Origin of the sequence: Nocardia uniformis NBRC 13702 (assembly GCF_001613345.1) — a bacterium.
Lineage (GTDB): Bacteria > Actinomycetota > Actinomycetes > Mycobacteriales > Mycobacteriaceae > Nocardia > Nocardia uniformis.
The window spans coordinates 30,908-54,912 of sequence record NZ_BDCE01000087.1; the positions used below are offsets into that span (position 1 = coordinate 30,908).

Genomic DNA, 24,005 nt, shown 5'->3' on the forward strand with positions numbered 1-24,005 from the left:
CCTCCGTGCGGAGACGCGGGCCGAGCTGACTCAGCGGCGCACCGGAAACATCTCGGGCGGAGGTGGTTTCAGGCCGTCCTGCTGAGGTTCCTCGCGGATGTCGTCTGCCGCCCACCGGCATCCCGGTGCGATTTCGGCGGGAACCACTCGGATCGAAGGTCGATTCCGACCACAAGCGCGCCGGAATGACGAGAGGGCGATCACCAGGTGCTCGGGCTCGGAACATCTCGGAGCTCAGGGACGCGTCGGTACGAACAACACCACGGCCAGCGCCCGGTGATCGGTATGCGGCACGCTGTGCGCCGAGACCTCGCCCACGCCGATGCGCTGATCAGCGAGAACGCGATCGATAGCGATCGGTGGAATGGGTCTGCCCGTGCCATGGCGGCCCGCGTACGGACCCCACGTTCCGACGAAGCCCGCACCCACCGTCGCGGCCGCGTCCCGATAACCGCGGGCGATGAGATCGCGCAGTGGAGCGTGGTCGAGGGTGGCGTTGAAATCACCGGCCAGGATGCGTGGCACACCTGCCGGGGGTGCGGTCGCGTTCGGTTGACTTGCCAGATCGGTGCGCCAGTAATTCAGGTTGTCCAGGTGCGCGGGGGGTGTGGTGTGCACCGATTCGACGAGTACCGGCTGCGCGCCCGGCACCGTGACGATGGCGTGAGCCTGCGCGAACTGCCCGGGATTGACGCGCACACCGCCGTCGGTGAGCGGGTACCGCGAATACAGTGCGGAGCCTGATGCTTTCGGCAGCGGATGAGATTCGGCGTACGGCAATTCGCGGTCGAGCCCAGCCGTGCGCAATGCCGCAGCGGCCTCCGGCGTGTACTCCTGCAACGCCAACACATCCACCCGCTGGTCCCGAACCAGATCGACCAGGGCCACCGGGTCCGCCGCCCCGAACTGCATATTCGCGGTCAGCACCCGCAGTGCCACGGCTCCGGCCGCGCCCGTCTCCGCCGTTCCGAACGCGCGCGGCAGCACCGCCCACGCCAAGGCAACCACCACCAAACCGGCAATACCGGCGAGCCACCGGCGCCGCAGCACCAGCATCAATACCAGCGGCAGCAGCGACCACGCCGCGATATACGGGGTGAACGCCAGCAACTGCACCAGCGGGCCGCGCTCGGAACCGGTGAGTCGCACGAGCGCCCAGCAGGCGGCGGGCAGGATTACCAGGCAGCACAGCACGGTTCGGGCAGTAGAGTTCACGGTCGTCATTCCTCCCCTGCGACGGTGCCGGGCGCCCGCCGCTTCCCGATCAAGCTACAAGCGGCTCATGTGCGTCCAGCGGAGAAAAAGTGGCGATGCCGTGCGCACTCGGCAGCGCCGGTACGACCAGCCGACGGCCGGGTGTGAGCGGAAGCGCACCGACCGGGATGGCAGGATCGGGGGCGTGAGCACCCTCGAGCCGCAGGTGGAAACCGTCATAGATCTGGACGCCATCGCACACAATGTGCGAATTCTGGCCGAGTATGCCGGGGACGCCGCCCTCATGGTGGTGGTCAAGGCCGACGGCTACAACCACGGTGCCGTCGAGGTCGGTCGGGCGGCGCTGGCGGCGGGGGCGCGCGAACTCGGGGTGACCACGGTCGCGGAGGCGGTGGCACTGCGTGACTCGGGGATCACCGCGCCGATTCTGTGCTGGCTCAATACATCTGATGTCGATTTCGCGCCCGCGGTTGCCGCCGATATCGAAATCGGAGTGTCCTCGGTGGCGCATCTGGATGCCGTCGCCGCGGCCGCCCGGCGAATCGGGAAGATCGCGACCGTCACGCTGAAGGTCGATACCGGCCTCAACCGCAATGGCGTTTCGGTGACCGAATATCCGGTGGTGCTACAGCGACTACGCGAGCTGGTCGACGAGCGGGTCGTGCGCTTGCGCGCCATGTTCTCCCACCTCGCGCTCGCCGATTCGCCGGACCATCCCTTCAACGACATCCAGCGCGGCCGTTTCCTCGACTACATCGCCGCCGCCAAAGAGCAAGGACTACAACCGGAGTTGGTGCACCTGGCCAATTCGGCGGCCACTCTCACCCGCCCCGATCTGGCCTTCGATATGGTGCGCCCCGGTATCGCGGTCTACGGCCTGTCCCCGATACCGGAGCTGGGAGATTTCGGTCTGCGCCCCGCCATGTCCTTCCGCGCCCGAGTCGCCCTGGTGAAGGATGTGGCTGCCGGAGAGGGTGTTTCGTATGGTCACGAGTGGATCGCCGACCGTGACACCACGGTGGCCCTCATTCCCGCCGGATACGCCGATGGTGTCTCGCGCATTCTCGGCGGCCGCTTCGACGTACTGGTCGGCGGCGCGCGCCACCCCAGTATCGGCCGCGTCTGTATGGACCAGGTGATGGTGGATCTCGGCGACAATCCCGACGGAGTCCGCGAGGGCGATACGGCGGTGCTGTTCGGTGGCACGCCCGGCGACCCGCACCCACAGGAGTGGGCCGACCTACTCGGCACCATCAATTACGAGGTGGTGTGCTCGCCGCGCGGCCGGGTCGCGCGCCGCTACACCGGGGAGATGACGAATGTCTGACGTACGTGGACATCGGGTGCTCCCGACCGTCGAGGACACCGAGGCCTTCGGGCGTGAACTCGCCGCCCAACTCCATGCCGGGGACCTGGTCGTACTCGACGGCCCCCTCGGTGCCGGCAAAACCGCGCTCACCCGCGGTATCGCCGCCGGCCTCGGCGTACAGGGCAGGGTGAGTTCCCCCACCTTCATCATCGCCCGCCAGCATCGTGCCGGATCCGATCCGGGTTCGGTCGGCCTCGTCCACGTCGACGCCTACCGCCTCGGCGGCGACCTCGATGAACTCGACGCCCTCGACCTCGATACCGATCTCGATGATGCGGTCGTGGTGGTCGAGTGGGGCCTCGGTGTCGTCGAACACCTCGCCGACCGCCATCTCCGCGTGCTGCTGCACCGCGAACCGGAATCCGACATTCGCACCGCCGAATGGGAATGGGTGTCGGCCAACTGACGGTGGCGGACCCCGATGAGATGGTCGCAACAGCCCTCTGGCCGCACCGATACTTCGCCGTCGCGGCCCGACACATCCCAGCCAGTTAGCTTCCGAACCCTCTAACCAGCATGTTCGCGGCCCGCCCCGTTCTGGACTGAGTGGAGCGGAGGAGCGAAGCGGGGGAGCGGAGGGAGGGAAGAACGGGGTTAGTAGGGCCGCAAACCGCCGGAGCGAAGCGTAGGCAGACGACACAGTATCGTGGCTCTAATCATGTTGGTATTGGCTGTCGACACCGCGACACCTGCCGTAACGGCGGGACTGGTGGAACTGGACCCGGCAAACGCCGGGGATAACGCACCTCGAATCACCACGATCGCCTCCCGGGTGACCGTGGACGCCCGCGCGCACAACGAGGTGTTGACCCCGCAGATCCTGGCCTGCCTCGCCGAGTCCGGCCGGGCCAGAAGCGAAATCGACGCCGTCGTGGTCGGAGTGGGACCGGGACCGTTCACCGGCCTGCGGGTCGGTATGGCCACCGCCACCGCCTTCGCCGATGCGCTCGGCAAGCCCGTGTACGGCGTATGCAGTCTCGACGCCATTGCCGCCGATACCCAGAGCTATATCAAGAAGGACCCCGAGGAGCCGGTCGAGCTGCTGGTGGTCACCGACGCGCGTCGCCGCGAGGTGTACTGGGCTCGCTACCGCGCGCTGACCCCCGAGAATCCGGGCGGTCGGATCGCCGGGCCCGAGGTAGCCAAACCCGCCGATCTGGATCCGAGCACGGCCACCCTCATCGCCGGGTCCGCCTCGCACGTCGACTATTTCGATCTGCCGGTACTGCCGGTGGAGACCCCGTCCCCGGCCGGGCTGGTGCGCTGCGCCGCCCGGGCCCTGCTATCCGGTGCTGCGCCGGAGCCGCTGACGCCGCTCTACCTGCGCCGTCCGGATGCCGTCGAGCGCAGCTATGCGCAGGTGAGTCGATGATCCGCATCGAACCGATGCGGCTCACCGATATACCTCGCTGCGCCGAACTGGAATTAGTGCTGTTCCCCGAAGACGATCCGTGGCACGAGATCGCCTTCCAATCCGAGCTGGCGGGGGCGCACAATCGCTATATCGTCGCCCGTGACGACGACGGCCGGATGGTCGGTTACGCCGGTATCGCACTGCTCGGCAATCTCGAGTATCCCGAGGCCGAGATCCACACCATCGGTGTCGATCCGCAGTGCCAGGGTCTCGGCATCGGCACCGCCCTGGTGAAAGCCTTGCTCGCTGAGGCCGGACGGCGCGGTGGACCGGTCTTCCTGGAGGTGCGCATCGACAATGTCGCCGCCATCGCGCTGTACGAGAAGCACGGGTTCCACATCATCGGCCTGCGCAAGAACTACTACCAGCCCAGTGGCGCGGACGCCTACACCATGCGCCGCCCCGCCATGACCGGCTTCCCGCAGCCGCAGGATACAGAGGTCTTCTCATGATCGTGATGGGTATCGAAAGCTCCTGTGACGAAACAGGAGTCGGCATTGTGCGGCGGCTGCCCGACGGCACCTGTGAACTGCTCGCCGATGAGGTCGCCTCCAGCGTCGACCAGCACGCCCGCTTCGGTGGTGTGGTGCCGGAGATCGCCTCGCGCGCGCATCTCGAGGCCATCGTCCCGGCCATGCGGCGGGCACTGGCCGCCGCCGGAATCGATAAGCCGGACGCGCTCGCCGTCACCATCGGCCCGGGCCTGGCCGGTGCGCTACTGGTCGGCGTCGCCGCCGCGAAAGCCTATGCGGCGGCGTGGGATATCCCGTTCTACGCACTCAATCACCTCGGTGGCCACGTCGCCGTCGACACTCTCGAGCACGGCCCGATGCCGCCGTGTGTGGCCCTGCTGGTCTCCGGCGGCCACACCCACCTGCTGCAGGTGGCCGATCTGGCTCAGCCCCTGGTCGAACTGGGCAGTACCGTCGACGATGCCGCGGGCGAGGCCTTCGATAAGGTCGCGCGCCTCCTCGGCCTCGGCTACCCGGGCGGCCCGGTGCTGGATGCCATTGCGGTCGACGGTGATCCGAGCGCTATCCCGTTCCCGCGCGGTATGACCAGCGCTCGTGACCCTCGCTACGACTTCTCCTTCTCCGGTTTGAAGACCGCGGTCGCCCGCTACGTCGAAGCCGCCCAGCGCGAAAACCGCGAGCTCCCCATCCCGGATATCGCCGCCTCCTTCCAGGAGGCCGTCGCGGATGTCTTGACCATGAAGGCGATTCGCGCCGCCCAGGATGTCGGCGTCGACACCATCGTGCTCGGCGGTGGCGCGACCGCGAACTCCCGCATCCGTTCTCTGGCCGAAGAGCGCAGTGCCGCCGCGGGTCTCACGCTCCGCGTTCCGAAACCGCGTCTGTGCACCGATAACGGAGTCATGATCGCCACCCTCGGCGCACATGTAATCGCCGGTGGCGCGCAGCCCTCCGAATTCACCGTGGCCACCGATCCGGGCCTCTCGGTCGCCACCAGCCAGCTCTGATCCGCACAGCGACGCACCCCTCTTCAGTCGGGGAAGGGGTGCGGCGGGGATCAGTAGTGCGGGCGGATCACAGTGGTGTTGCCCGCGCCCGCGGAGCCCGAGTTCGAGCGCGGGACCGACGGGGCAGCCGGTTTGGTCGGCGTGGTCGGAGTAGTCGGCGCGGTGGTACTCGGCTCCGGGACATCGGTGGACGGGGCCGGGGTGCCGAGCAGCGGGCCGAGGAGCTGGGGAAGCTCAGCCGGAAATGGGATCTGCGGCAGCCCCGGATCCGGGCGCAGCGGCGGTGGTGACTGCGCGGTGGTGGTCGGGGCGGGCGGGGTACTGCGGCTGGGCGCGGTTGTTCCGGCGGCCGGGGTGGTCGGCGGTGTGGCCGGATCGGGGCGCGTGGTGGTGTCTCGAGTCATGGGCGCGGTGCCGGTCGGTGCGGTGGTGGTCGAGGTCGGCGCCAGGGGCTCCTCCGCGCCACTGGTGGTGCCGACGGGAGAGTAGTCGCGATCCTGGGGGACCAGCTCCTTGACGCCGTAGCCGATGATCAGGCCGACCACCACGATCGCCCCCGCCAGGGTTCCGGCCAACTTGGTGAAGGTGCCGATCGGTGCGTCGGTCCCGCGACCCATCACAGTGAGTGCGGTCGGCTGTATCGAATCCGCGATCAGCGCCGCGCCTTTCGCGACCGCCGCCTCCGGCTCCGGCACGGTGCCGACGGATACATCGAGTTGTTCGTCGAGTGCGGTCACCACGGTCGGGACATTCGCCCCACCGCCGATCACCACCACGGACTCCGGGAACTTCGGTGCCCGTGCGAAGACACCGCGCGCGAAAACGGCCAATTCGCGCAGCAGATCGGAGATCAGCTCGTCGAAATCCGCGCGGGTGAGTTTCAGTGGCTGTCCGGCCACATGGTCGATGGTTACGGCCTGGGCGATGGACAGATGTTCCTTGGCCGCCCGGCTGCGATTGAGCAGCATGCCCCGATTGGGGCGGGTGCCGCGTCGGGCCAGGTGGCAGTCCAGCAGATGCTGCAGGATCAGCTCGTCGATCGCATTGCCGCTGATGGCGGTGGTGCGCTCGGAGCGAAGTACGGTGTCGTCCGCCTGATCGGCCACCGTGACCGTCGCGCCGGAAGCGCCGAGATCGATGACGGCGATCGTCTCATAGCGTTCCAGCAGCCCCGTATGCCGCAGATAGGCCAGGGCCGCGGTGCTTTCCGGGATGAGCTGCACATCGCGGCGCTGTCGCCCGATGGCCGAGCGAATGACCTGGGCCTGTTCCCGGTCGCGGTACGCCACCGCGATATCACCGGGCGGGGTCGGGTCGTCGTGTCGCGACGCCGATAGTGCGGAGGTGTGGGTGCCGACGGGGTGGACGATGTCGCGCGAGACCTGGTGTGTGGTCATCAACTCGATCGAGGAGGCCACCAGATCGCCGAGATCGGAGTGCGCGGTGTCCGCGGTCACGACGCGGTAGTCGAAAAGCTGAAAGCCGTTCGGCGCGGTGGCGACAGTCGCCGAGCACACCACTTCGCTCCCGGCCGAGATGCCGAGGGATGTTCGCATGTTCACCTCCCTTCGAGCGGATGGCCCTGGTGTCGACGACCATCTCGAACGGACTGCGGAACCGCCACGTGGATGACGGTCGGTTCCGAGCTGCGGATCCGGCTGGGACCTCGCCCGATGGGGTGTCGGAACCAGCCTTCGATCACTTGCGGTCTTGCTCTCGTCTCAGGTTTCTGCGCGTTGCCGCGCAGGGGGTGAAGCATTGGATGGATCTGGAGAAGCCTGGGTGGATCTCAACGCTGTGTAGACCTCAACGAACCGCGCGATCCGAGCGCTGCCGTGCTCGTTGCCGGACCCTGTGCTGTCCGTGTCTCGCGACCGTCGTCAATAATGTCACGATCCGTTATCCGAACGTTACAGATTTTCATTTTTCTTTGGAAGCCCTCAGATTCTTCGGCCCGTTGTTCGGCGTGGCGCGCTTGCCTGCGTGTCGAGGCCCCATGACACGACGGCCATCTGGATGCGGTAGCAAACCCTGGCCTTGAGCGCTGGCACTCGCGTGTATAGAGTGCTAGTTGGCGCTCGCGATGTCTTGCGAGTGTCGTACTTGACTACTGAGCAGGGGCTCCGGCACCCGCGACGACGGGGCTGTGCTCGGCGGTCGACAACGTGACCGAAACCGTGAGTCCGGGGAACCGCCCCGGGCGAGAAGTATCCCCTGAAAGTGGAGGGCTCAACGTGGCGAGCGTGAACATCAAGCCGCTCGAGGACAAGATCCTCGTCCAGGCCAACGAGGCCGAGACGACGACCGCCTCCGGCCTGGTCATCCCCGACACGGCGAAGGAAAAGCCCCAGGAGGGCACCGTCGTCGCCGTCGGCCCCGGCCGCTGGGATGATGAGGGCGAGAAGCGGATTCCGCTGGATGTCAAAGAAGGCGACGTCGTCATCTACAGCAAGTACGGCGGCACCGAGATCAAGTACGGCGGTGCCGAGTACCTGATCCTGTCGGCGCGCGACCTGCTGGCCGTCGTCACCAAGTAAGAAACGCTCAACCCTCCGGGGCCTTTCAGGGGCTTCACTCCCGACTCCCCGGGCACGTCGCCCGGCGGCCGAGGGGTTTCGACCCTGAACCTCCGGGCGTTGCCGCCCCGGTGTCGTCGCTGGTTATTCAGCAACCGACCCGGGGCGGAGTGCGTTCCCCTACTTGATTCGACTCACCGGACTTCCCTTCGGGGGTGCGGGGGCAAGACCCCCGAATCCTCCGTACCCACAGGAGTAGGAAACACATGGCAAAGCAGATCGAGTTCGACGAGAAGGCTCGTCGGGCAATGGAGCGCGGCGTCGACAAGCTCGCCGACGCCGTCAAGGTCACCCTCGGCCCGCGTGGCCGGCATGTGGTGCTCGCCAAGGCCTTCGGTGGCCCGACCGTCACCAATGACGGCGTGACCATCGCGCGCGAGATCGATCTCGAGGACCCGTTCGAGAACCTCGGCGCGCAGCTGGTCAAGAGCGTCGCCACCAAGACCAACGATGTCGCCGGCGATGGCACCACCACCGCCACCGTGCTGGCCCAGGCGCTCATCAAGGGCGGCCTGAAGAATATCGCCGCCGGCGCCAACCCGATGACCCTCGGCAAGGGCATGTACAAGGCCGCCGATGCGATCACCGCGGCGCTGGTGAAGGCGGCTACCCCGGTGTCGGACGAGAAGTCCATCGCCCAGGTCGCCACCGTGTCCTCGCGCGATCCGGAAATCGGCGACCTGGTCGCCAAGGCCCTGACCACCGTCGGCAAGGACGGCGTGGTCACCATCGAGGAATCCTCCTCGCTGCAGACCGAATTGGTGATCACCGAGGGCGTGCAGTTCGACAAGGGCTACCTGTCGCCGTACTTCGCCACCGATCCCGAGACCCAGCAGACCGTGTTCGAGGATGCCTACATCCTGCTGAACCGCGAGAAGATCAGCTCGCTGCCGGATCTGCTGCCGCTGCTGGAGAAGATCGCCGAGTCCGGTAAGCCGCTCGTGATCATCGCCGAAGAGGTCGAGGGCGAGGCGCTGTCCACCCTGGTGGTCAACGCGATTCGCAAGACCCTCAAGGCCGTTGCCGTGAAGGCCCCGTTCTTCGGTGACCGTCGCAAGGCGTTCCTCGACGACCTGGCCATCGTCACCGGCGGCACCGTCGTCAACCCCGATCTCGGTATCACCCTGCGTGAGGCCGGGCTCGAGGTGCTGGGCCAGGCCCGTCGCGTGGTCGTCACCAAGGACGAGACCACCATCGTCGAGGGTGCGGGCACCGCTGACGCCATCGAGGCGCGGGTTTCCCAGCTGCGCAAGGAGATCGAGAACAGCGATTCCGACTGGGACCGCGAGAAGCTCGAGGAGCGCCTGGCCAAGCTGGCCGGCGGCGTGGCCGTCATCAAGGTCGGCGCGGCCACCGAGACCGACCTCAAGGAGCGCAAGTACCGGGTCGAGGACGCGGTCAGCTCCGCCAAGGCCGCGGTCGCCGAGGGCATCGTCCCCGGTGGCGGTTCCGCGCTCGTGCAGGCGGCGACCGAGCTGGTCGCGCTGCGTGATTCGCTGTCCGGCGACGAGGCGGCCGGTGTCGAGGTCGTGCGCCTGGCGATGACCGCCCCGCTGTACTGGATCGCCAGCAATGCCGGCGTCGACGGCGCGGTCGTGGTGGCCAAGGTGTCCGAGGGCCAGGGCGGCTACAACGCCGCCACGCTGACCTACGGCGACCTGGTCGCGGAGGGCGTCGTGGACCCGGTCAAGGTCACCCGCTCCGCGGTCGAGAACGCCACCTCGGTGGCGCGCATGGTGCTCACCACCGAGAGCGCCATCGTCGAGAAGCCGGTCGAGGACGAGCAGAGCCACGCGGGCCACGGCCACGCGCACTGAGCGTGAGTAGCGTGCGCTGAGCACAACCTGACTGCGGCCCTCGGACGAAATGTCCGGGGGCCGCGGCATTTGCCGGATTCTTCGGTCGACATCGCCGGGCGACTCCTATGAGTGACATCGCCTTGGTACGAAGACGGCTAGGCGGTCCCGAAACTCGTCGTGCCTGTTCGGCCGACGGTTTTCCCATGGCGCACAATCAGCCCGGACAGGTGCATGCAGGGCTGGGGACTCACCCAAGAACGAGCAAGGCCCCCGGGACCGGATGTCCGGGGGCCTTCTCGATTCGGAGCACGCTGCCAGAGCTTGCGGCGGGTGACCTCAGTCGTGAACAGCGGCGGTTCGGCCATTGCTGCCTGGATGGCCCGCTGCGTGCGAATGGGGGATGAGGGTGGCCGGGGGTTGGTCGGCGGCGACCGCGCTCAGCACGCGGTCACGGAGGGCGGCGGGCGGTGTGGTGGCGGTGGCGGCTGCGAACAGCGCCAAGGCTTCCCGGGTCTGCTGCACTTCGAGGGTGAAATCCGCGCGCAGGGCCGGATCGCCGGCATCCAGTAGCTGCTGCACTGCGCGCTGATCTTCGTCGCCGATCGATGCAAGCGCGACAGTGTGCGCGAGATCGATCTGGCTTTCGTTCATCTCACGTCACTCCCAAACTTTTCTTGAGTCTCGTCAGTCCATCTCGGATACGGGACTTAACGGTAGGTAACCCTACGCCCAGATAGGCCGCTACCTCGGCATATGTCCGCCCGCCGTAGTAGGCGAGCGAAATGGCTTCCCGCTGTGTCTCCGTAAGTGTGGCCAGACCCTGTCGAACTGCCTGCTGTTCCAGCCTTCGTCCAACTTCTTCGGTTACTTCATCGAATTCGTTACCGAGGGTGCTGGTTCCGTAGGCGACCTCGCGCAGGGCGTGGGCTTGTTCAGCGCGGACACGGTCGACGGCGCGACGATGAGCGAGAGTCATGAGCCAGGTGACGGCCGAACCCTTCGCCCGATCGAAATTCGCTGCTGTACGCCAGATCTGGAGGTAGACCTCCTGAGTGGTCTCCTCCGCATACCCGGGATCGTGTAGCACACGTAGGACAAGCCCGAATACCCGAGCGCTGGTGCGGTCGTACAGCTCGGCGAACGCCTGCTGATCGGACTGCCCGCAGCGTTCGAGAAGTGCGGCGAGTTCAAGGCTTTCGGCGGCGCGAGCCGTCACCGCAGAGTCCACGCGAGGTGGGATGGCGTCCTGGAAGGAGTCGCCCTCTGCGGCCGGCGGCCGCGTTGTCACAACGCTCCGTTCTGTGTCATCGGGCACAACCGTAGCGTGCCGCTATGACCTCCTGTCGCGGGGGTGGGCGGCAAAATGCCTGGCGCCCAGTGGTTTTCCGACATTTCACCCGACACGCACACCGGTCTTGTGAGACACGCCGTGAAGGTCGGACACAACTGCTCACAACGGCCCACTCCTTGGCAGTGGCCGGTTGTTTGCTAGGAATTCGAGGCATCGACCCCCGCGGATGGGAAAAAATCCGAAGTCACACGGTGTGTACAGGCGTCACTCCGCTGTCCCGGCGCCTCAGGCGACAACACGCCGCCGGTTGCGCCGCGCGTGCATCTCCCGTTCCGTTTCTGACATTCCGCCCCAGATTCCGTAGGGCTCGCTGACCTTCAGGGCGTGCGAGCGGCATTGCATGAGTACCGGGCAGGATCGGCAGACCTCCTTGGCCCGCATCTCGCGCTGGGACCGGGCGCGACCGCGCTCACCATCCGGGTGGAAGAACACAGACGAATCCTGTCCGCGGCACGAACCGCGCATCTGCCAGTCCCAGACGTCGGCGTTCGGACCAGGGAGGTGGGTCGGCATAGGCATTGTGAACTCCTCATGGTGCGAGCTCGTCGGCATTGTCGAGCAGTGCTGGTGTGTCGATGGGCCGCATCGCCGGCGCCCGGCGATCGCACTTCATCGGGCGACACAATTTTCGAGGCGCGCCGATGACGGCGATGTCGTACGTTAGGTCCCATAACGAAATCGCGTCAATAGTTTCCCCATGACCGATTCGAATTCCTTAGCATTTGAAATTTAACGCACATACTATTTACAACAAGGGTGTTCCGAGGTGATACTGATCGGTTGCCCAGCTTCGGGTTGGTGCGCCACCGACCCACCGAGGGCACTGAAAAGCCAGCTCAGAACATATTTTCCCCTATGGAAAGCAACGTTGCACTGTCATGTGCGGATGTGACTATGGGTGATCTCAGCCATTGCCGGGTGCAATATGAGTGCGGTAGAGATGGCCACTTCAAGGCCTTCAGGTTAATAATGCGATACGCATACGAATTCCATACGCACGTGCTAGAGGATTGCGAGCACAGGTTTACCGAACGGAAACAGAACGATGCATTGGAATGCTGAAAGTTAGCTGAACTAATGTGCTATGCCTGTTCTCGTCGACGCTCCTGACTGCGCATATAGAGTGCTGCCGTGCCTGTGCTCAGAGTGAACTCCGTACTCGCCGAGACCGCCTTCGGTGCCACCCCCGGCCGCGCTGCTATCGAGTTGCCAGCGCCTGCGGACGCCACCGAATCCTGGCTGCGCGCGGTATCCCTCGGCGGCGTCGGGCACTACGCGGCGGCCCGTGCTGAACTCGACCGAGCTCGCCGCCGTACCCGGGACCCGGTCCTGCGCTCACTCGTCCACAGCACCGAGGGTTCCCTGCTGCGCCAACTCGGTTGGCACGCGCTCGCCGCGGTATCCGATGGCCGCGCCGCCGCTCTGGTACTACCCGACCTGCCGGTCGCCGGTCGCCACCCGGCCGAATCGCACGCCGAATCCGGAGCCGCCGCCGCTCCCTACGGTGCGGTGACGGCGGTTTGCGACGCAGTGACCGGTTTGGCCGCCGACGCCCTCGGCACCGCGCGCCCCGCACTTGCCGCCCGACTGCTGAACCGTTGCCGGATCCACCTCGATACCTACCTCCCCGACCCCGAATATTCATGGCGTCCCCGCATTCGCCTGCACTGGGTATCCGCCGAAACCGCCCTCTACCACCCCGGCGCGGGGCTCATCGCGGCACCGACCGAGCCGGGGTGGGTGCCGGAGCTCGCCGTCCCCGGTCCCGCTTCCGCCGATCCCGCGCTGGCGCATGCCGAGGCCGCGTCGGCGCTGTCCGAGCGATCGCCCTCGGTGCGGCATCGGGTCAAGTCCCGATTGATCGTCGCGGCTGCCGCGGCGGCCGGTGGTGATCTCGACCGGGCCCGTGCGCTCGCGGACGAAGTCGCCCGTCAGAGCCTGGAATTCGACCTGCTGCCGCTGCGGTGGGCATGCGCCATGCTGCGCGCCGGAATCGATCCGGCCAGCGACGGCGCGTCCGAAGCATCCGAATGCGCAATGCTGCTGGCCGCGCGTGGCGGGCGATTGCGTTCGGCGAGCTGATATCTCGCCTTGCCCCGGTGAGCGTCTCGGCCTGCCCCGCGCGTGACCCGTATCTCGCGCCGCCCGCTATTGTTGGGACCGTTCCGCCCTCGCGGAAGCACCGGTCATTCGGCCGACGTGCCACTCGTAACGCCAGGAACAGCTCTGACGATGAAGAACACGGGCGAGGAGTTGGATTCCGCCGTCGTGGCTGCCGCTGCGCAGGGCGACCGGTCTTCCCTGGCCCACGTACTGGAGAGCATCCGCCCACTGGTGGTCAAGTACTGCCGTGCGCGTATCGGAGCTGCCGAACGTGGACAGCTCTCCGCGGACGATGTGGCGCAGGAGGTATGTCTGGCCGTCATGACAGCCCTGCCTCGCTACCAGGACCAGGGCAGACCGTTCATGGCGTTCGTGTACGGCATCGCCTCACACAAGGTCGCCGACGCCCATCGCAACGCCGCCCGTAACAAGGCGGACGCTATGGCCGAAGTACCGGATGTCATATCCACCGACCATGGGCCGGAGCAGCGAGCTCTCGAATCCGAAACCAGTCGCCAGATGAACAAACTGCTGGCGACGCTTCCGGAGAAGCATCGAGAAATCCTGATCTTGCGCTTGGTGATGGGTTTGTCGGCCGAAGAAACCGCAGTCGCTGTGGGCAGTACAGCGGGTGCTATACGAGTTGCCCAGCACAGGGCGCTCGCGAAACTCAAGACTCAAGTGGCGAGGGCAGGTGAAATGTATGGCTAGGGATGGCGAGCGCGGTCGGGGCGACTGGAAGGCGCGATCTGGATCGCACAACAGCGGTCCCTACGCCGAGGCGTCCGGTGGTGCTGGATCTGATCCAAAAGACACCGGGCCGGTGGACATCGCGGCGGTACGTCGCGATGACGAGCTGATCGAAGCGATCGCCGGAGACGGTGCCGTGCAAACGGGTAGCGCGGATGAATATCAGCTCGCGGCTCTGCTCGCCAATTGGCGGGCGGAGATCGTCAACGAGCCGATACCGGCCGGACCGGACCTGGACACCATTGTCGCCGCGGTTAATCAGGAGATCGGCGCCCGTACGGCGCGGATCGGGGCACAGGGCAGTAGGCGACTACGGCTCGTGCGTCCCCTTATGGGAGCAGCGGCCGCCATCGCCTTGATCATGGGCGGTGCGACGGCGTTCTCCTACAGTGCGGAACCGGGCGATGCGCTGTGGAGGGTCAAGGAGGTCGTGTTCAGTGAACAGGCCCAGACCACCGTGGTGAATCGGGCCGGCAGTGATATGCAGCAGGCGCAGGTGCTGATTCAGCAGGGCAAGCCGGAGGCGGCCAAGGCACTGCTGGAGCGGGCGGAGACCAATGTCGGTCAGGTCAATGACACCGGCAAGAAGGACGATCTGCAGCAGCAGTTGCAGAAACTGGTGGCGCTACTGCCCCCGGATATCCAGGCCTCGCTGACGCCGACCACGACGCCGGGGAAGCCGACCGGTGTGACGACGGAACCGGGTGCTGGCGGTGTGACAACCGCGCCTTCGGAGCCGGATACGTCGATCAGCCCGTCGCCGACCTACGATCCGCGCAGTCTCGACACCACCGATCCCAATACCGGCAGCTCGACCGCGCCCGATCCGAGCCTGCCGAGTGCGGAACCGACGGTGCCGTCCACGGAACCCACTCTGCCGCTCACCACGGTGCCGACGCAGCCGACCACCCCGGTGGTCCCGACACAGACGGTGACGCCGACGGGTGGTGGTATTACCGGCGGGCCGCAGCAACCCGAACAGCCGGTGACACCGGTGCCACCGCTCGACGGGGCGCCGGTGGTGCCGACTCAGCAGACGCTGGTCGTACCCACCCTGGTTCCGGGCACTATCCGGTAGGGATACGACACCGCGGACACGGGTCCGGGACAGTGTCCGGTGAGGGGACGCTGACCGGCCGATAGGCCGCATGCTGGTGCACGAAATAGCAATGCCCGACCGCCTACCGGTGGTCGGTTCTTTCATATCGCGCCGCAATACCCCTTGGCGACAAGGGTTCCCGGGGTTGGTTCTCAGGGTTTTCGTGGCGCTGAGCTTCGGGCCCGTGTGAAAAGCGCGGGCCCACACTCATTTGAGCTACCGGATCAGACGTCGAACCCGTCGAACCCGTCACCGTGCAGCGCCTCGTTCATCGACGCATCGGCGTAACCGCGGCAGTAGTCCCACGTGACGTAGGCCTCCGGGGTCGGGTCGTACGCGGGTTCGTGCGGGCGCACCGTACCGTCCACCAGTAGCTGGAGGAGGTTGGCGCGCAACATATCCCAATCGTGGTAGTGATCCTGCCGACAGTCCTCGCAGCTGACAACGAGGCCGCGGATACCGCGATGCGCCAGCAGCGCCTCATAGACCGCGAGATCGGCGAGATCCTCTTCGACCGCTAGGCGCTCGTGAGGATCCAACGGTTCCCCCGGCTCGATGGCATCGAGCGCGGCCGACGGGTCGGAGGGATCTCCGGCGAATGGATCCGGCGGCAGGCCAGGTGGTAGATGGTCACGCACAGGTCCACGGTACGCAGAGATGCCCCCCTCGCGCCAGCGCTGACACCCATTTGCCCTCACATAGCTGTGTTTTTGGCCTCCGCTGCGCTCCGGCGGGTTCGCGGCCCTCGTAACCCGGTTCTTCCCTCCCTCCGCTCCTCCGCTTCGATCCCCCGCTCCACTCAGTCCAGAACGGGGCGGGGCCGCGAACAAGCGAGGTGAAGGTGGGGGAAGTAGGCAGGGAGTGCGTCTTCTGGCTACGGTCGGCTGTGGTGGTTCTCGGTTGTGTTGTGCTGCTTCCGTGTGCTCGGTCCGGACCGGGGCGGGTGGCGAACGAACCGGGGGTCGGACGACTAGGGTTGAGTTCGTCTCACCCTGTTGTCTCCATAGTCGGGTGGGGTGCGGGCCGTGGACTCCTCGCTTTTGTGCGACCGATACCATGGACGGGCAGATGCCGAGTGGTAATTCTCGGTGTCTTCTCAATCCATTCGTCCGCCGGGGCCGGTCCGGGGACATTGCCGAGGTCCAGGAGGGGTCGATTCGATGAGCAGTCCCGTAACGGGTGGCGACGATCCGAACAAGATCGCCATGCTCGGGCTCACGTTCGACGATGTACTGCTGTTGCCTGCCGCCTCGGATCTGATTCCCAGCTCGGTCGATACGTCGAGCCGGCTGACGCGGGAGATCTCACTGCGCACGCCGCTGGTGAGTTCCGCCATGGATACCGTGACCGAGGCTCGGATGGCCATCGCCATGGCCCGGGCCGGTGGCATGGGTGTGCTGCACCGCAATCTGTCGGTCGAGGCGCAGGCCGCGCAGGCGGAAACCGTGAAGCGGTCCGAGGCGGGCATGGTGACCGATCCGGTGACCTGTCGCCCCACCGATACGCTCGCCGAAGTCGACGCCATGTGCGCGCGCTACCGCATCTCCGGTTTGCCGGTGGTGGATGACTCGGGCCAATTGGTGGGCATCATCACCAATCGCGATATGCGGTTCGAGGTCGATCAGAACAGCCTCGTGGCCGACATCATGACCAAGGCTCCGCTGATCACTGCGCAGGAGGGCGTCACCGCCCCCGCCGCGCTGGGTCTGCTGCGCCGTCACAAGATCGAGAAGCTGCCGATCGTGGACGGCCACGGCAAACTGCGCGGCCTGATCACCGTCAAGGACTTCGTCAAAACCGAGCAGTATCCGAACGCCACCAAGGACCGCGACGGCCGCCTGCTGGTCGGTGCGGCCGTGGGTGTGGGCGAGGACGCGTGGGCCCGCGCCATGACCCTGGCCGATGTCGGCGTCGATGTGCTGATCGTCGATACCGCGCACGGGCATCAGGCCGGTGTGCTGCAGATGGTTTCCAAGATCAAGGCCGAGGTCGGCGACCGGGTACAGATCATCGGTGGCAATATCGCCACCCGCGCCGGTGCCAAGGCTCTGGTCGACGCCGGTGTGGACGCGGTGAAGGTGGGTGTGGGCCCCGGCTCCATTTGCACCACCCGCGTGGTCGCCGGTGTCGGCGCGCCGCAGATCACCGCGATTCTCGAGGCCAATGCGGCCTGTGCTCCGGCCGGTGTGCCGGTGATCGCCGACGGTGGCGTGCAGTACTCCGGTGATATCGCCAAGGCCATCGCGGCCGGCGCCTCCACCGTCATGCTGGGTTCGCTGCTGGCCGGTACCGCCGAATCGCCGGGCGAACTGATCCTGGTGGGTGGCAAGCAGTACAAGAGCTACCGCGGTATGGGTTCGCTGGGTGCCATGCAGGGACGTGGTGAGGCCAAGTCCTACTCCAAGGACCGCTACTTCCAGGACGATGTGCTGTCGGAGAAGAAGCTGGTTCCCGAGGGTATCGAGGGCCGGGTGCCATTCCGTGGTCCGCTGGACCAGGTGATCCACCAGCTGGTGGGCGGTCTGCGGGCCGCTATGGGCTACACGGGCGCGCAGTCCATTCCGGATCTGCAGGCCGCGCAGTTCGTGCAGATCACCGCGGCGGGTCTCAAGGAGTCGCACCCGCACGACATCACCATGACCGTCGAGGCTCCCAACTACACCACCCGCTGAGTTCGGCTTTCGCCGACAGGGCTGTCACCGAGAAGAGGAATTGGAGACGATGCGCGACCTCGTCGAGATCGGCATGGGGCGGACCGCCCGGCGCACTTACGAACTGGACGATGTCGACATCGTTCCCTCGCGGCGGACCCGTTCGTCCAAGCAGGTGTCGGTGGCTTGGCAGCTCGACGCCTATCGGTTCGAGATTCCATTCCTGACCCACCCCACCGATGCGCTCGTCTCTCCCGAGTTCGCTATCGAACTGGGTAAGCAGGGCGGTCTGGGCGTTATCAACGGTGAGGGCCTGTGGGCTCGGCACGCCGATGTCGAAGCCAAGATCCAGCAGCTCACCGATGTGGCCGAGAAGGAAGGCACCGAGGCCGCCGTCGCACTGCTGCAGCAATTGCACGCCGCGCCGATGCAGCCGGACCTGCTGGCCGCCGCGGTCGCGCAGGTGCGGGCCGCCGGGGTGACCACCGCGGTGCGGGTGAGCCCGCAGAACGCGCGCGCCCTCACTCCCGCGCTGGTGCAGGCCGGAATCGACCTGCTGGTGGTGCACGGCACCATTATCTCCGCCGAGCATGTGGGCAGTGCTGTTTCGAGCGATCCGCAAGCGATCGCAAGCGACGGCGAGCCGTTGAACCTCAAGACCTTTATCGCCGAACTGGATGTGCCGGTGGTGGCGGGCGGCGTGAGCGATCACCGCACCGCGCTGCACCTCATGCGCACCGGCGCGGCGGGCGTCATTGTCGGCTACGGCTCCATGCAGGGTTCGACGTCGACCGGTGAGGTGCTCGGTATCGGTGTGCCCATGGCCACCGCCATTGCCGATGCCGCCGCCGCGCGCCGCGACTACCTGGATGAGACCGGTGGTCGCTATGTGCATGTCATCGCCGATGGCGACATCCTCACCTCCGGGCATGTCGCCAAGGCCATTGCCTGTGGTGCGGACGCTGTCATGCTCGGTGTGCCGCTGACACTGGCCGCGGAGTCTCCCGGTAATGGCTGGTACTGGCCGTCGGCTGCCGCGCACCCGTCGGTGCCGCGCGGCGCGCTGCTGCCGTATGCCATCGAGGAGGAGCGGGTACCACTGACCCAGGTGCTGGACGGTCCCTCCAATGACCCGTTCGGTTCGCTGAATCTGGTTGGTGGCCTGCGCCGTTCCATGGCGAAGACGGGTTACTGCGACCTGAAGGAATTCCAGCGGGTCGGGTTGAACGTCCGCGCCTGAGATCTCTGACCGCACAGCCCGTGTCGACAACGACACGGGCTGTTCGCGTTTCGAGGATCAGTATCCGACCAGCGTGACGAGCGTGGTGTCAGCGGGAGTGGGTGAGGGCGCGTGAAACCGCCTGTTCGCGTAGGAATTCCAGGATGGCGGCATTCACGGTGACCGGGTGGGTCATATTGACGGTTTGGCGCGCGCCCTCGACCTCGAGATAGCGGGAGTCGGGGAGGCGCTCGGCCAGTTCCCGGGCGTGGGCGCGGGAGAAGCCGCTATTGGTGGGGTGGATTACCAATGCGGGACAGGTGATTTCGGGTAGTCGGTCGAGGATCGAGTCGCGGGTGAGGAAACAGCCCGCCGCTACCGCGGTGGCGTAGCGGTCGCGGGCCAGCCAGCGTTTCACCCAGACCGCGCGATACCAGGCGTCATCGCCGATCAGCCACTGCGCGAGATGTTCGGCGAGGGCCGGGCGGGGGCCGTCCTCGTACCACTTGTCGAGGAACTTCTTGGCATTCTCGAGTTCCAGGTCGGAGGGTTCGTGCGCCTCGGTGCTGATCAGGATGAGCGCGGCAACCCGTTCGGGGGCGAGGAGCGCGGTGCGTAGCGCGGTGAAGCCGCCCTGGGAGGTGCCGCCGACGACGGCTCGGCGCACGCCCTGCTGATCCAGGACGGTCAACACATCGCGGGCGCTGGTCCAGTAGGTGAAGGGCAGACCCTTGTCGCGGGTGCGACCGTGGCCGCGCGCATCCCATGTCACGATGCGGAACTCCGGTGTCAGCGCCGCCCGCTGGGACGCGAACATCGTTCGGTCCATGAGGAATTCGTGCCCCAACAACACTACCGGCCCGTCGCCGCCGCTGTCCTCGTAATGGATTTCGGCATCGATCGCGTGGGCGAATGGCACGAAGATGAGGATAGCCAGACCTAGTGACAGAGATCGATGCTTTTGCCCGCTGTCGTCACGCCCAATCGGTGTGGCTGCGACTCCCCCGCCTCCCCGAATCTTCAGCGCCCGGCCGAGAGCCGTCGGCTGTCGTGCACGCGTGCCGGCGGTTGGGAGTCGAATCTATTCTGGGCGTACCCGGTGAGTTACCCCGATCGGCCCGAAATCAGTTGTCACCGATGGCAGACGCACGATGCGAGGCCCGCCGCCCTTGCGGAGGCACGTTTGTCCGCTGAAGATTCGGGGAGTCGTGGGAGCCGGGGGAGGTGTGCTCTGGGTCGCTCACTAGACTGCGTGGGTGGCAGATACCCAGCGACCCGTCCTTGTTATCGACTTCGGCGCGCAGTACGCGCAGTTGATTGCGCGCCGGGTGCGCGAGTGCAGTGTCTACTCCGAGGTGATTCCGCATACGGCGACCGTTGAGGAGATCGCGGCCAAGCAGCCGCAGGCGGTGATTCTGTCCGGCGGCCCCTCGAGCGTGTATGCCGAGGGCGCACCGCGATTGGATCCGCGGCTGTTCGATCTCGAGGTACCGGTCTTCGGCATCTGCTACGGCTTCCAGGCCATGGCGCAGGCGCTGGGTGGCACGGTTTCCCATACCGGGACCCGGGAGTACGGCCGCACCGAGATCAGTATCGACGGTGGCATTTTGCACGGGGGTCTGCCCGGTACGCATCCGGTGTGGATGAGCCATGGCGACGCGGTTACCGACGCGCCCGCCGGGTTCGAGGTCACCGGCACCACGGTCGGTGCGCCGGTCGCGGCGTTCGAGGATCGGGAGCGCAAGCTCGCCGGTGTGCAGTACCACCCGGAGGTGCTGCATTCGCCGCACGGTCATCAGATCCTGAGCCGGTTCCTGCACGAGATCGCCGGTATTCGGGCCGCTTGGACGCCCGCCAATATCGCGGACGCGCTGATTCAGGATGTGCGCGCGCAGATCGGCGACGGCCACGCCATTTGTGGTCTGTCCGGCGGTGTCGATTCCGCGGTGGCGGCGGCCCTGGTGCAGCGTGCCATTGGTGACAAACTGACCTGTGTTTTCGTTGACCACGGTCTGTTGCGCGCGGGTGAGCGCGAGCAGGTGCAGCGCGATTTCGTCGCCGCGACCGGGGCCAAGCTGGTCACCGTCGACGCGGTCGACAAGTTCCTGGGCGAACTGAAGGGTGTCAGCGACCCGGAGGAGAAGCGCAAGATCATCGGCCGGGAGTTCATCCGATCCTTCGAGGACGCCGTGGCCGAGGTCGTGGGCGAGCAGGGCGAGACCAAGGTCGAATATCTGGTGCAGGGCACCCTCTACCCGGATGTGGTGGAGTCCGGCGGCGGCACCGGCACCGCGAATATCAAGAGCCACCACAATGTCGGTGGCCTGCCCGACGATCTCGAGTTCGATCTCGTCGAACCGCTGCGCCTGCTGTTCAAGGATGAGGTCCGCGCCGTCGGCCGTGAACTCGGTCTGCCCGAGGAAATCGTTGCGCGCCAGCCCTTCCCGGGTCCCGGTCTGGCCATTCGCATTGTCGGCGAGGTCACTCGCGACCGCCTCGACCTGCTCCGTCAGGCCGATGCCATCGCCCGCGAGGAACTGACCGCCGCTGGTCTCGACAAGCAGATCTGGCAGTGCCCGGTGGTGCTGCTCGCCGATGTCCGCAGCGTCGGTGTCCAGGGCGACGGCCGCACCTACGGGCACCCGATCGTGCTGCGTCCGGTGTCGTCGGAGGATGCTATGACCGCCGACTGGACCCGCCTGCCGTACGAAGTGCTGGAACGCATTTCGACGCGCATCACCAATGAGGTCAAGGAAGTCAACCGCGTGGTTCTCGATGTGACGAGTAAGCCGCCGGGCACCATCGAATGGGAGTGAAAGCCACGGCGGCCCCGACCACTGTGATCGGGGGCTTCGATCCTGTGAGGTCTGCTGAAGCTCCCCGCGTGACCGGGGCGACAAACACCGGAATGTGAAGAACCCCCGAACCTTTCGGATCGGGGGTTCTTTCGTCGTTCTACTCCCTGTGTTTTCGCGGGGAGATCACCAGGATTACCCCGACCACGATGGCCGTGATCACCACGATCCAGCCGAAGGACAGGCCGTCGGGCCAGGAGGCGGGGCCGATGAAGGCCCAGACGCTCACCAGTACGGCGAGGATGCCCGCGAGCAGGAGGGAGAAGGACGGACGTCGGGTCTTGTTGTCAGCCACGCTGCACCTCCACTGATCCGAATTCGACATTGATGGTGAGGTCGAGGACAGGTCCGGTATCCGGGCCGGTGATGCCCTCCCGACAGTTGCTGTCGCCGAAATCGACATTGCAGGTGGTGTTCACCCGCAGGTCGTCGGGCAGCAGTACCCGCACATCGCCCATCTGGACGTCGACTGTGGTGGCACGGTCCTCGGTCAGTTTCAGGTTGGTCATATCCAGAGTGCCGGAGCCCAGCGACAGTTGGTACACCGGCTGCAGGTCGGTGGCGGACTGTGCGACCCAGACGCGGTCGCCCATACCGCCGCGGTCGAAGTCGATCGGGCCGATCAGCGAGGCCAGCACCACGAATCCGGCCAGCGGAGCCAGGAACACCATGAGTCCGTAGCCGCGTCGCAGGAACGCTCCGACGATCAGGCCCAGGCCCACCACCGCGAGGGCGGCTGCTCCGATGCGACCGGGGGTCATCCAGTCCACACCCGATGCCGCGGCCGCACCGGCGGCCGCCGCCGCGAGGATGGCTAGACCGATGACCATGGGTGTCAATCGGGAGCGTGGGCCTTTCGGCGCGGGCTGTACCGCCACGGCCTGAGATGTGCTGGGCTCGGGGAGGTCCCAGGCCAACGGCGCTACGCCGAGGGGGTCCCAGCCGGGCGGTGTCGGGCCGAAGTCGGGGGAGACCGGTGCCGGACCGTAGGCGCGTCGGACGGGTTCGGATGCGAGTGGAATCCGGTGTGGTCCAGGGGTTTCGCTGCCCTTGCGGAGATCGGGTCCCGCCGAACCGGCCCCCGGATCGTTCTCGGGGTTCTCCGGGATGTCGGCACCCGCACCGGATTCCGAGGGTGAGATCTCGGAATCCTGCTTCAGCGCCGGGGTCGGATTGCCGATCTGTTCTTCGGCATCGCGGGACGGTGAGTCCTTCGACGCGTCGTCGGGAGTCGAATCCTTGCGTAGGACTACCGATTCCACCACATCGCCTCCGATACGGAGGACTTCGGTCCGTGCCTCAGCGCCGGTGGGTAGGACTTCGGTGGGTGTGGTATCGCCCTTGGGTAGTACCTCGGTCCGTGCCGCCGCGTCGTCGCCAGGATGCTCCGAAGCCTGTTGCTCCACAGGGGCTTCCGAACGCAGGACAGCCGTGTCGTGGGCGGCGCGCCGCGCCGGGTCGGGTTCGTAGTGGTCGGGCAGCTGCGTGTACGGACCGTACGGGGAGGTGGTGCCGGGGTAGCCGGTCCACTGTGGCGCATTGGGCAGGGTGGAGCCCGGGTATCCGATGGTGGCCGGGTAGCCATCCGCCGGGAATCCCGGATCCAGCACGCCCGCGGGCGGTTCCGGTTGCCGCTGATAGAGCAGCCACCATCCGGCCAGCATGAGCACGAAGCTGATCAGCCCGGATCCGCCGAGCCCCATCCCGACCGGGCCCGCCGTGGTCACCGCGATACCGAGCGCCACCAGCAGCACAATGGTCTTCGTCGGCGACTGCGAACTACGTCCCTTACCGAACAGCGATTCGGCAGCCGACGCCTGATCTCCCTGCTGATTCAGCAGCAGCCAACTGGCCAGGTACAGCACAATGCCCGCACCACCGAAGAAGGCCGAGATCACGAACGCGACCCGCACCAGAACCGGATCGACGTTGTACCGCCGTCCGAATCCGGCGGCGACACCCGCGATCGGTCCCTGCCGCGGCAATCGCACCGGCCGGGTCTGCCAGAGTTTGTGTACCTGATCGCCGAAGCTGCCCCGTCCGGCGCCACTGGACCAGTCGCTCGCTGAGTTCATGGCTTCCATGGTCGTCGTGAGCAGGGGGGATGCGCATCGGGGGGAACCC

At 66.5% G+C, this 24,005-nt stretch carries 22 protein-coding genes; 13 read left to right on the forward strand and 9 right to left on the reverse strand.

Translation table 11 applies throughout. The features are described from left to right. Positions 1-234: 234 nt before the first annotated feature. Positions 235-1,215 carry an endonuclease/exonuclease/phosphatase family protein gene (locus tag NU1_RS32065; protein ID WP_212761663.1) on the reverse strand — a complete coding sequence of 327 codons (981 nt, stop codon included), beginning with the start codon at positions 1,213-1,215 and terminating at the stop codon, positions 235-237. 184 nt (positions 1,216-1,399) lie between these two features. Here NU1_RS32065 and alr point away from each other — a divergent pair, with 184 nt between their 5' ends. The 5 genes from alr (at position 1,400) to tsaD (ending at position 5,478) form a co-directional block, all read left to right on the forward strand. Beyond that, entirely contained in the window at positions 1,400-2,542 is a 1,143-nt protein-coding gene (gene alr, locus NU1_RS32070; RefSeq protein WP_307645375.1) for an alanine racemase, read from the forward strand. Next, positions 2,535-2,990, forward strand: coding sequence for a tRNA (adenosine(37)-N6)-threonylcarbamoyltransferase complex ATPase subunit type 1 TsaE (gene tsaE, locus NU1_RS32075; RefSeq protein ID WP_067527226.1), 456 nt, complete (start codon positions 2,535-2,537; stop codon positions 2,988-2,990). The genes alr and tsaE overlap by 8 nt, the downstream gene beginning before the upstream one ends. 252 nt (positions 2,991-3,242) lie before the next feature. After that, positions 3,243-3,956, forward strand: coding sequence for a tRNA (adenosine(37)-N6)-threonylcarbamoyltransferase complex dimerization subunit type 1 TsaB (gene tsaB / locus NU1_RS42860; RefSeq protein ID WP_067527227.1), 714 nt, complete (start codon positions 3,243-3,245; stop codon positions 3,954-3,956). Further along, a complete protein-coding gene (gene rimI / locus NU1_RS42865; protein ID WP_067527228.1) occupies positions 3,953-4,450 on the forward strand; it encodes a ribosomal protein S18-alanine N-acetyltransferase in 498 nt (165 codons plus the stop codon). The genes tsaB and rimI overlap by 4 nt, the downstream gene beginning before the upstream one ends. Then, a complete protein-coding gene (tsaD, locus tag NU1_RS32090; protein WP_067527229.1) occupies positions 4,447-5,478 on the forward strand; it encodes a tRNA (adenosine(37)-N6)-threonylcarbamoyltransferase complex transferase subunit TsaD in 1,032 nt (343 codons plus the stop codon). The genes rimI and tsaD overlap by 4 nt, the downstream gene beginning before the upstream one ends. A gap of 50 nt (positions 5,479-5,528) precedes the next feature. On the opposite strand, the gene NU1_RS32095 is transcribed toward tsaD, so the two are convergent. Further along, entirely contained in the window at positions 5,529-7,034 is a 1,506-nt protein-coding gene (locus NU1_RS32095) for a DUF7159 family protein (protein ID WP_067527230.1), read from the reverse strand. Positions 7,035-7,712: 678 nt separating this feature from the next. On the opposite strand from NU1_RS32095, the gene groES reads away from it, so the two are divergent. Continuing rightward, entirely contained in the window at positions 7,713-8,015 is a 303-nt protein-coding gene (gene groES, locus NU1_RS32100; protein WP_067527231.1) for a co-chaperone GroES, read from the forward strand. A 245-nt stretch (positions 8,016-8,260) separates the two neighbouring features. After that, a complete protein-coding gene (gene groL, locus NU1_RS32105) occupies positions 8,261-9,871 on the forward strand; it encodes a chaperonin GroEL (protein WP_067527232.1) in 1,611 nt (536 codons plus the stop codon). 318 nt (positions 9,872-10,189) lie between these two features. On the opposite strand, the gene NU1_RS32110 is transcribed toward groL, so the two are convergent. The 3 genes from NU1_RS32110 to NU1_RS32120 form a co-directional block, all read right to left on the reverse strand. Next, positions 10,190-10,504, reverse strand: coding sequence for an RskA family anti-sigma factor (locus tag NU1_RS32110; RefSeq protein WP_245720408.1), 315 nt, complete (start codon positions 10,502-10,504; stop codon positions 10,190-10,192). A gap of 1 nt (position 10,505) precedes the next feature. After that, a complete protein-coding gene (locus tag NU1_RS32115; protein WP_067527253.1) occupies positions 10,506-11,081 on the reverse strand; it encodes a sigma-70 family RNA polymerase sigma factor in 576 nt (191 codons plus the stop codon). A 348-nt stretch (positions 11,082-11,429) separates the two neighbouring features. Next, on the reverse strand, positions 11,430-11,723 hold the full coding sequence (locus tag NU1_RS32120) for a WhiB family transcriptional regulator (protein WP_067527254.1): 294 nt from the start codon (positions 11,721-11,723) through the stop codon (positions 11,430-11,432). Between the two features lie 612 nt (positions 11,724-12,335). On the opposite strand from NU1_RS32120, the gene NU1_RS32125 reads away from it, so the two are divergent. From NU1_RS32125 to NU1_RS43890, 3 genes are all read left to right on the forward strand, one after another. Then, on the forward strand, positions 12,336-13,286 hold the full coding sequence (locus NU1_RS32125) for a hypothetical protein (RefSeq protein WP_067527233.1): 951 nt from the start codon (positions 12,336-12,338) through the stop codon (positions 13,284-13,286). Positions 13,287-13,436: 150 nt separating this feature from the next. Continuing rightward, entirely contained in the window at positions 13,437-14,018 is a 582-nt protein-coding gene (locus tag NU1_RS32130) for a sigma-70 family RNA polymerase sigma factor (protein WP_067527234.1), read from the forward strand. Further along, positions 14,011-15,135 carry an anti-sigma-D factor RsdA gene (locus tag NU1_RS43890; RefSeq protein WP_084522004.1) on the forward strand — a complete coding sequence of 375 codons (1,125 nt, stop codon included), beginning with the start codon at positions 14,011-14,013 and terminating at the stop codon, positions 15,133-15,135. Before NU1_RS32130 ends, NU1_RS43890 begins: the two co-directional genes overlap by 8 nt. Before the next feature lie 245 nt (positions 15,136-15,380). Here the strand turns inward: NU1_RS43890 and NU1_RS32140 are convergent, their stop codons facing one another. After that, positions 15,381-15,794, reverse strand: coding sequence for a DUF5319 domain-containing protein (locus NU1_RS32140; protein ID WP_029923780.1), 414 nt, complete (start codon positions 15,792-15,794; stop codon positions 15,381-15,383). A gap of 522 nt (positions 15,795-16,316) precedes the next feature. On the opposite strand from NU1_RS32140, the gene guaB reads away from it, so the two are divergent. After that, positions 16,317-17,828, forward strand: a complete 1,512-nt coding sequence (gene guaB, locus NU1_RS32145; RefSeq protein WP_067527236.1) for an IMP dehydrogenase — start codon at positions 16,317-16,319, stop codon at positions 17,826-17,828. Positions 17,829-17,877: 49 nt separating this feature from the next. Next, a complete protein-coding gene (locus NU1_RS32150; RefSeq protein ID WP_067527255.1) occupies positions 17,878-19,047 on the forward strand; it encodes a GuaB3 family IMP dehydrogenase-related protein in 1,170 nt (389 codons plus the stop codon). An 88-nt stretch (positions 19,048-19,135) separates the two neighbouring features. Here the strand turns inward: NU1_RS32150 and NU1_RS32155 are convergent, their stop codons facing one another. Then, positions 19,136-19,945, reverse strand: a complete 810-nt coding sequence (locus tag NU1_RS32155; RefSeq protein WP_067527237.1) for an alpha/beta fold hydrolase — start codon at positions 19,943-19,945, stop codon at positions 19,136-19,138. Positions 19,946-20,282: 337 nt separating this feature from the next. Here NU1_RS32155 and guaA point away from each other — a divergent pair, with 337 nt between their 5' ends. Beyond that, entirely contained in the window at positions 20,283-21,842 is a 1,560-nt protein-coding gene (gene guaA / locus NU1_RS32160) for a glutamine-hydrolyzing GMP synthase (protein ID WP_067527238.1), read from the forward strand. A 139-nt stretch (positions 21,843-21,981) separates the two neighbouring features. Here guaA and NU1_RS32165 read toward each other — a convergent pair whose 3' ends face one another. After that, positions 21,982-22,176 carry a hypothetical protein gene (locus NU1_RS32165; protein ID WP_084522005.1) on the reverse strand — a complete coding sequence of 65 codons (195 nt, stop codon included), beginning with the start codon at positions 22,174-22,176 and terminating at the stop codon, positions 21,982-21,984. Further along, positions 22,169-23,956, reverse strand: coding sequence for a PspC domain-containing protein (locus NU1_RS32170; RefSeq protein WP_067527256.1), 1,788 nt, complete (start codon positions 23,954-23,956; stop codon positions 22,169-22,171). The genes NU1_RS32165 and NU1_RS32170 overlap by 8 nt, the downstream gene beginning before the upstream one ends. Positions 23,957-24,005 lie beyond the last annotated feature (49 nt).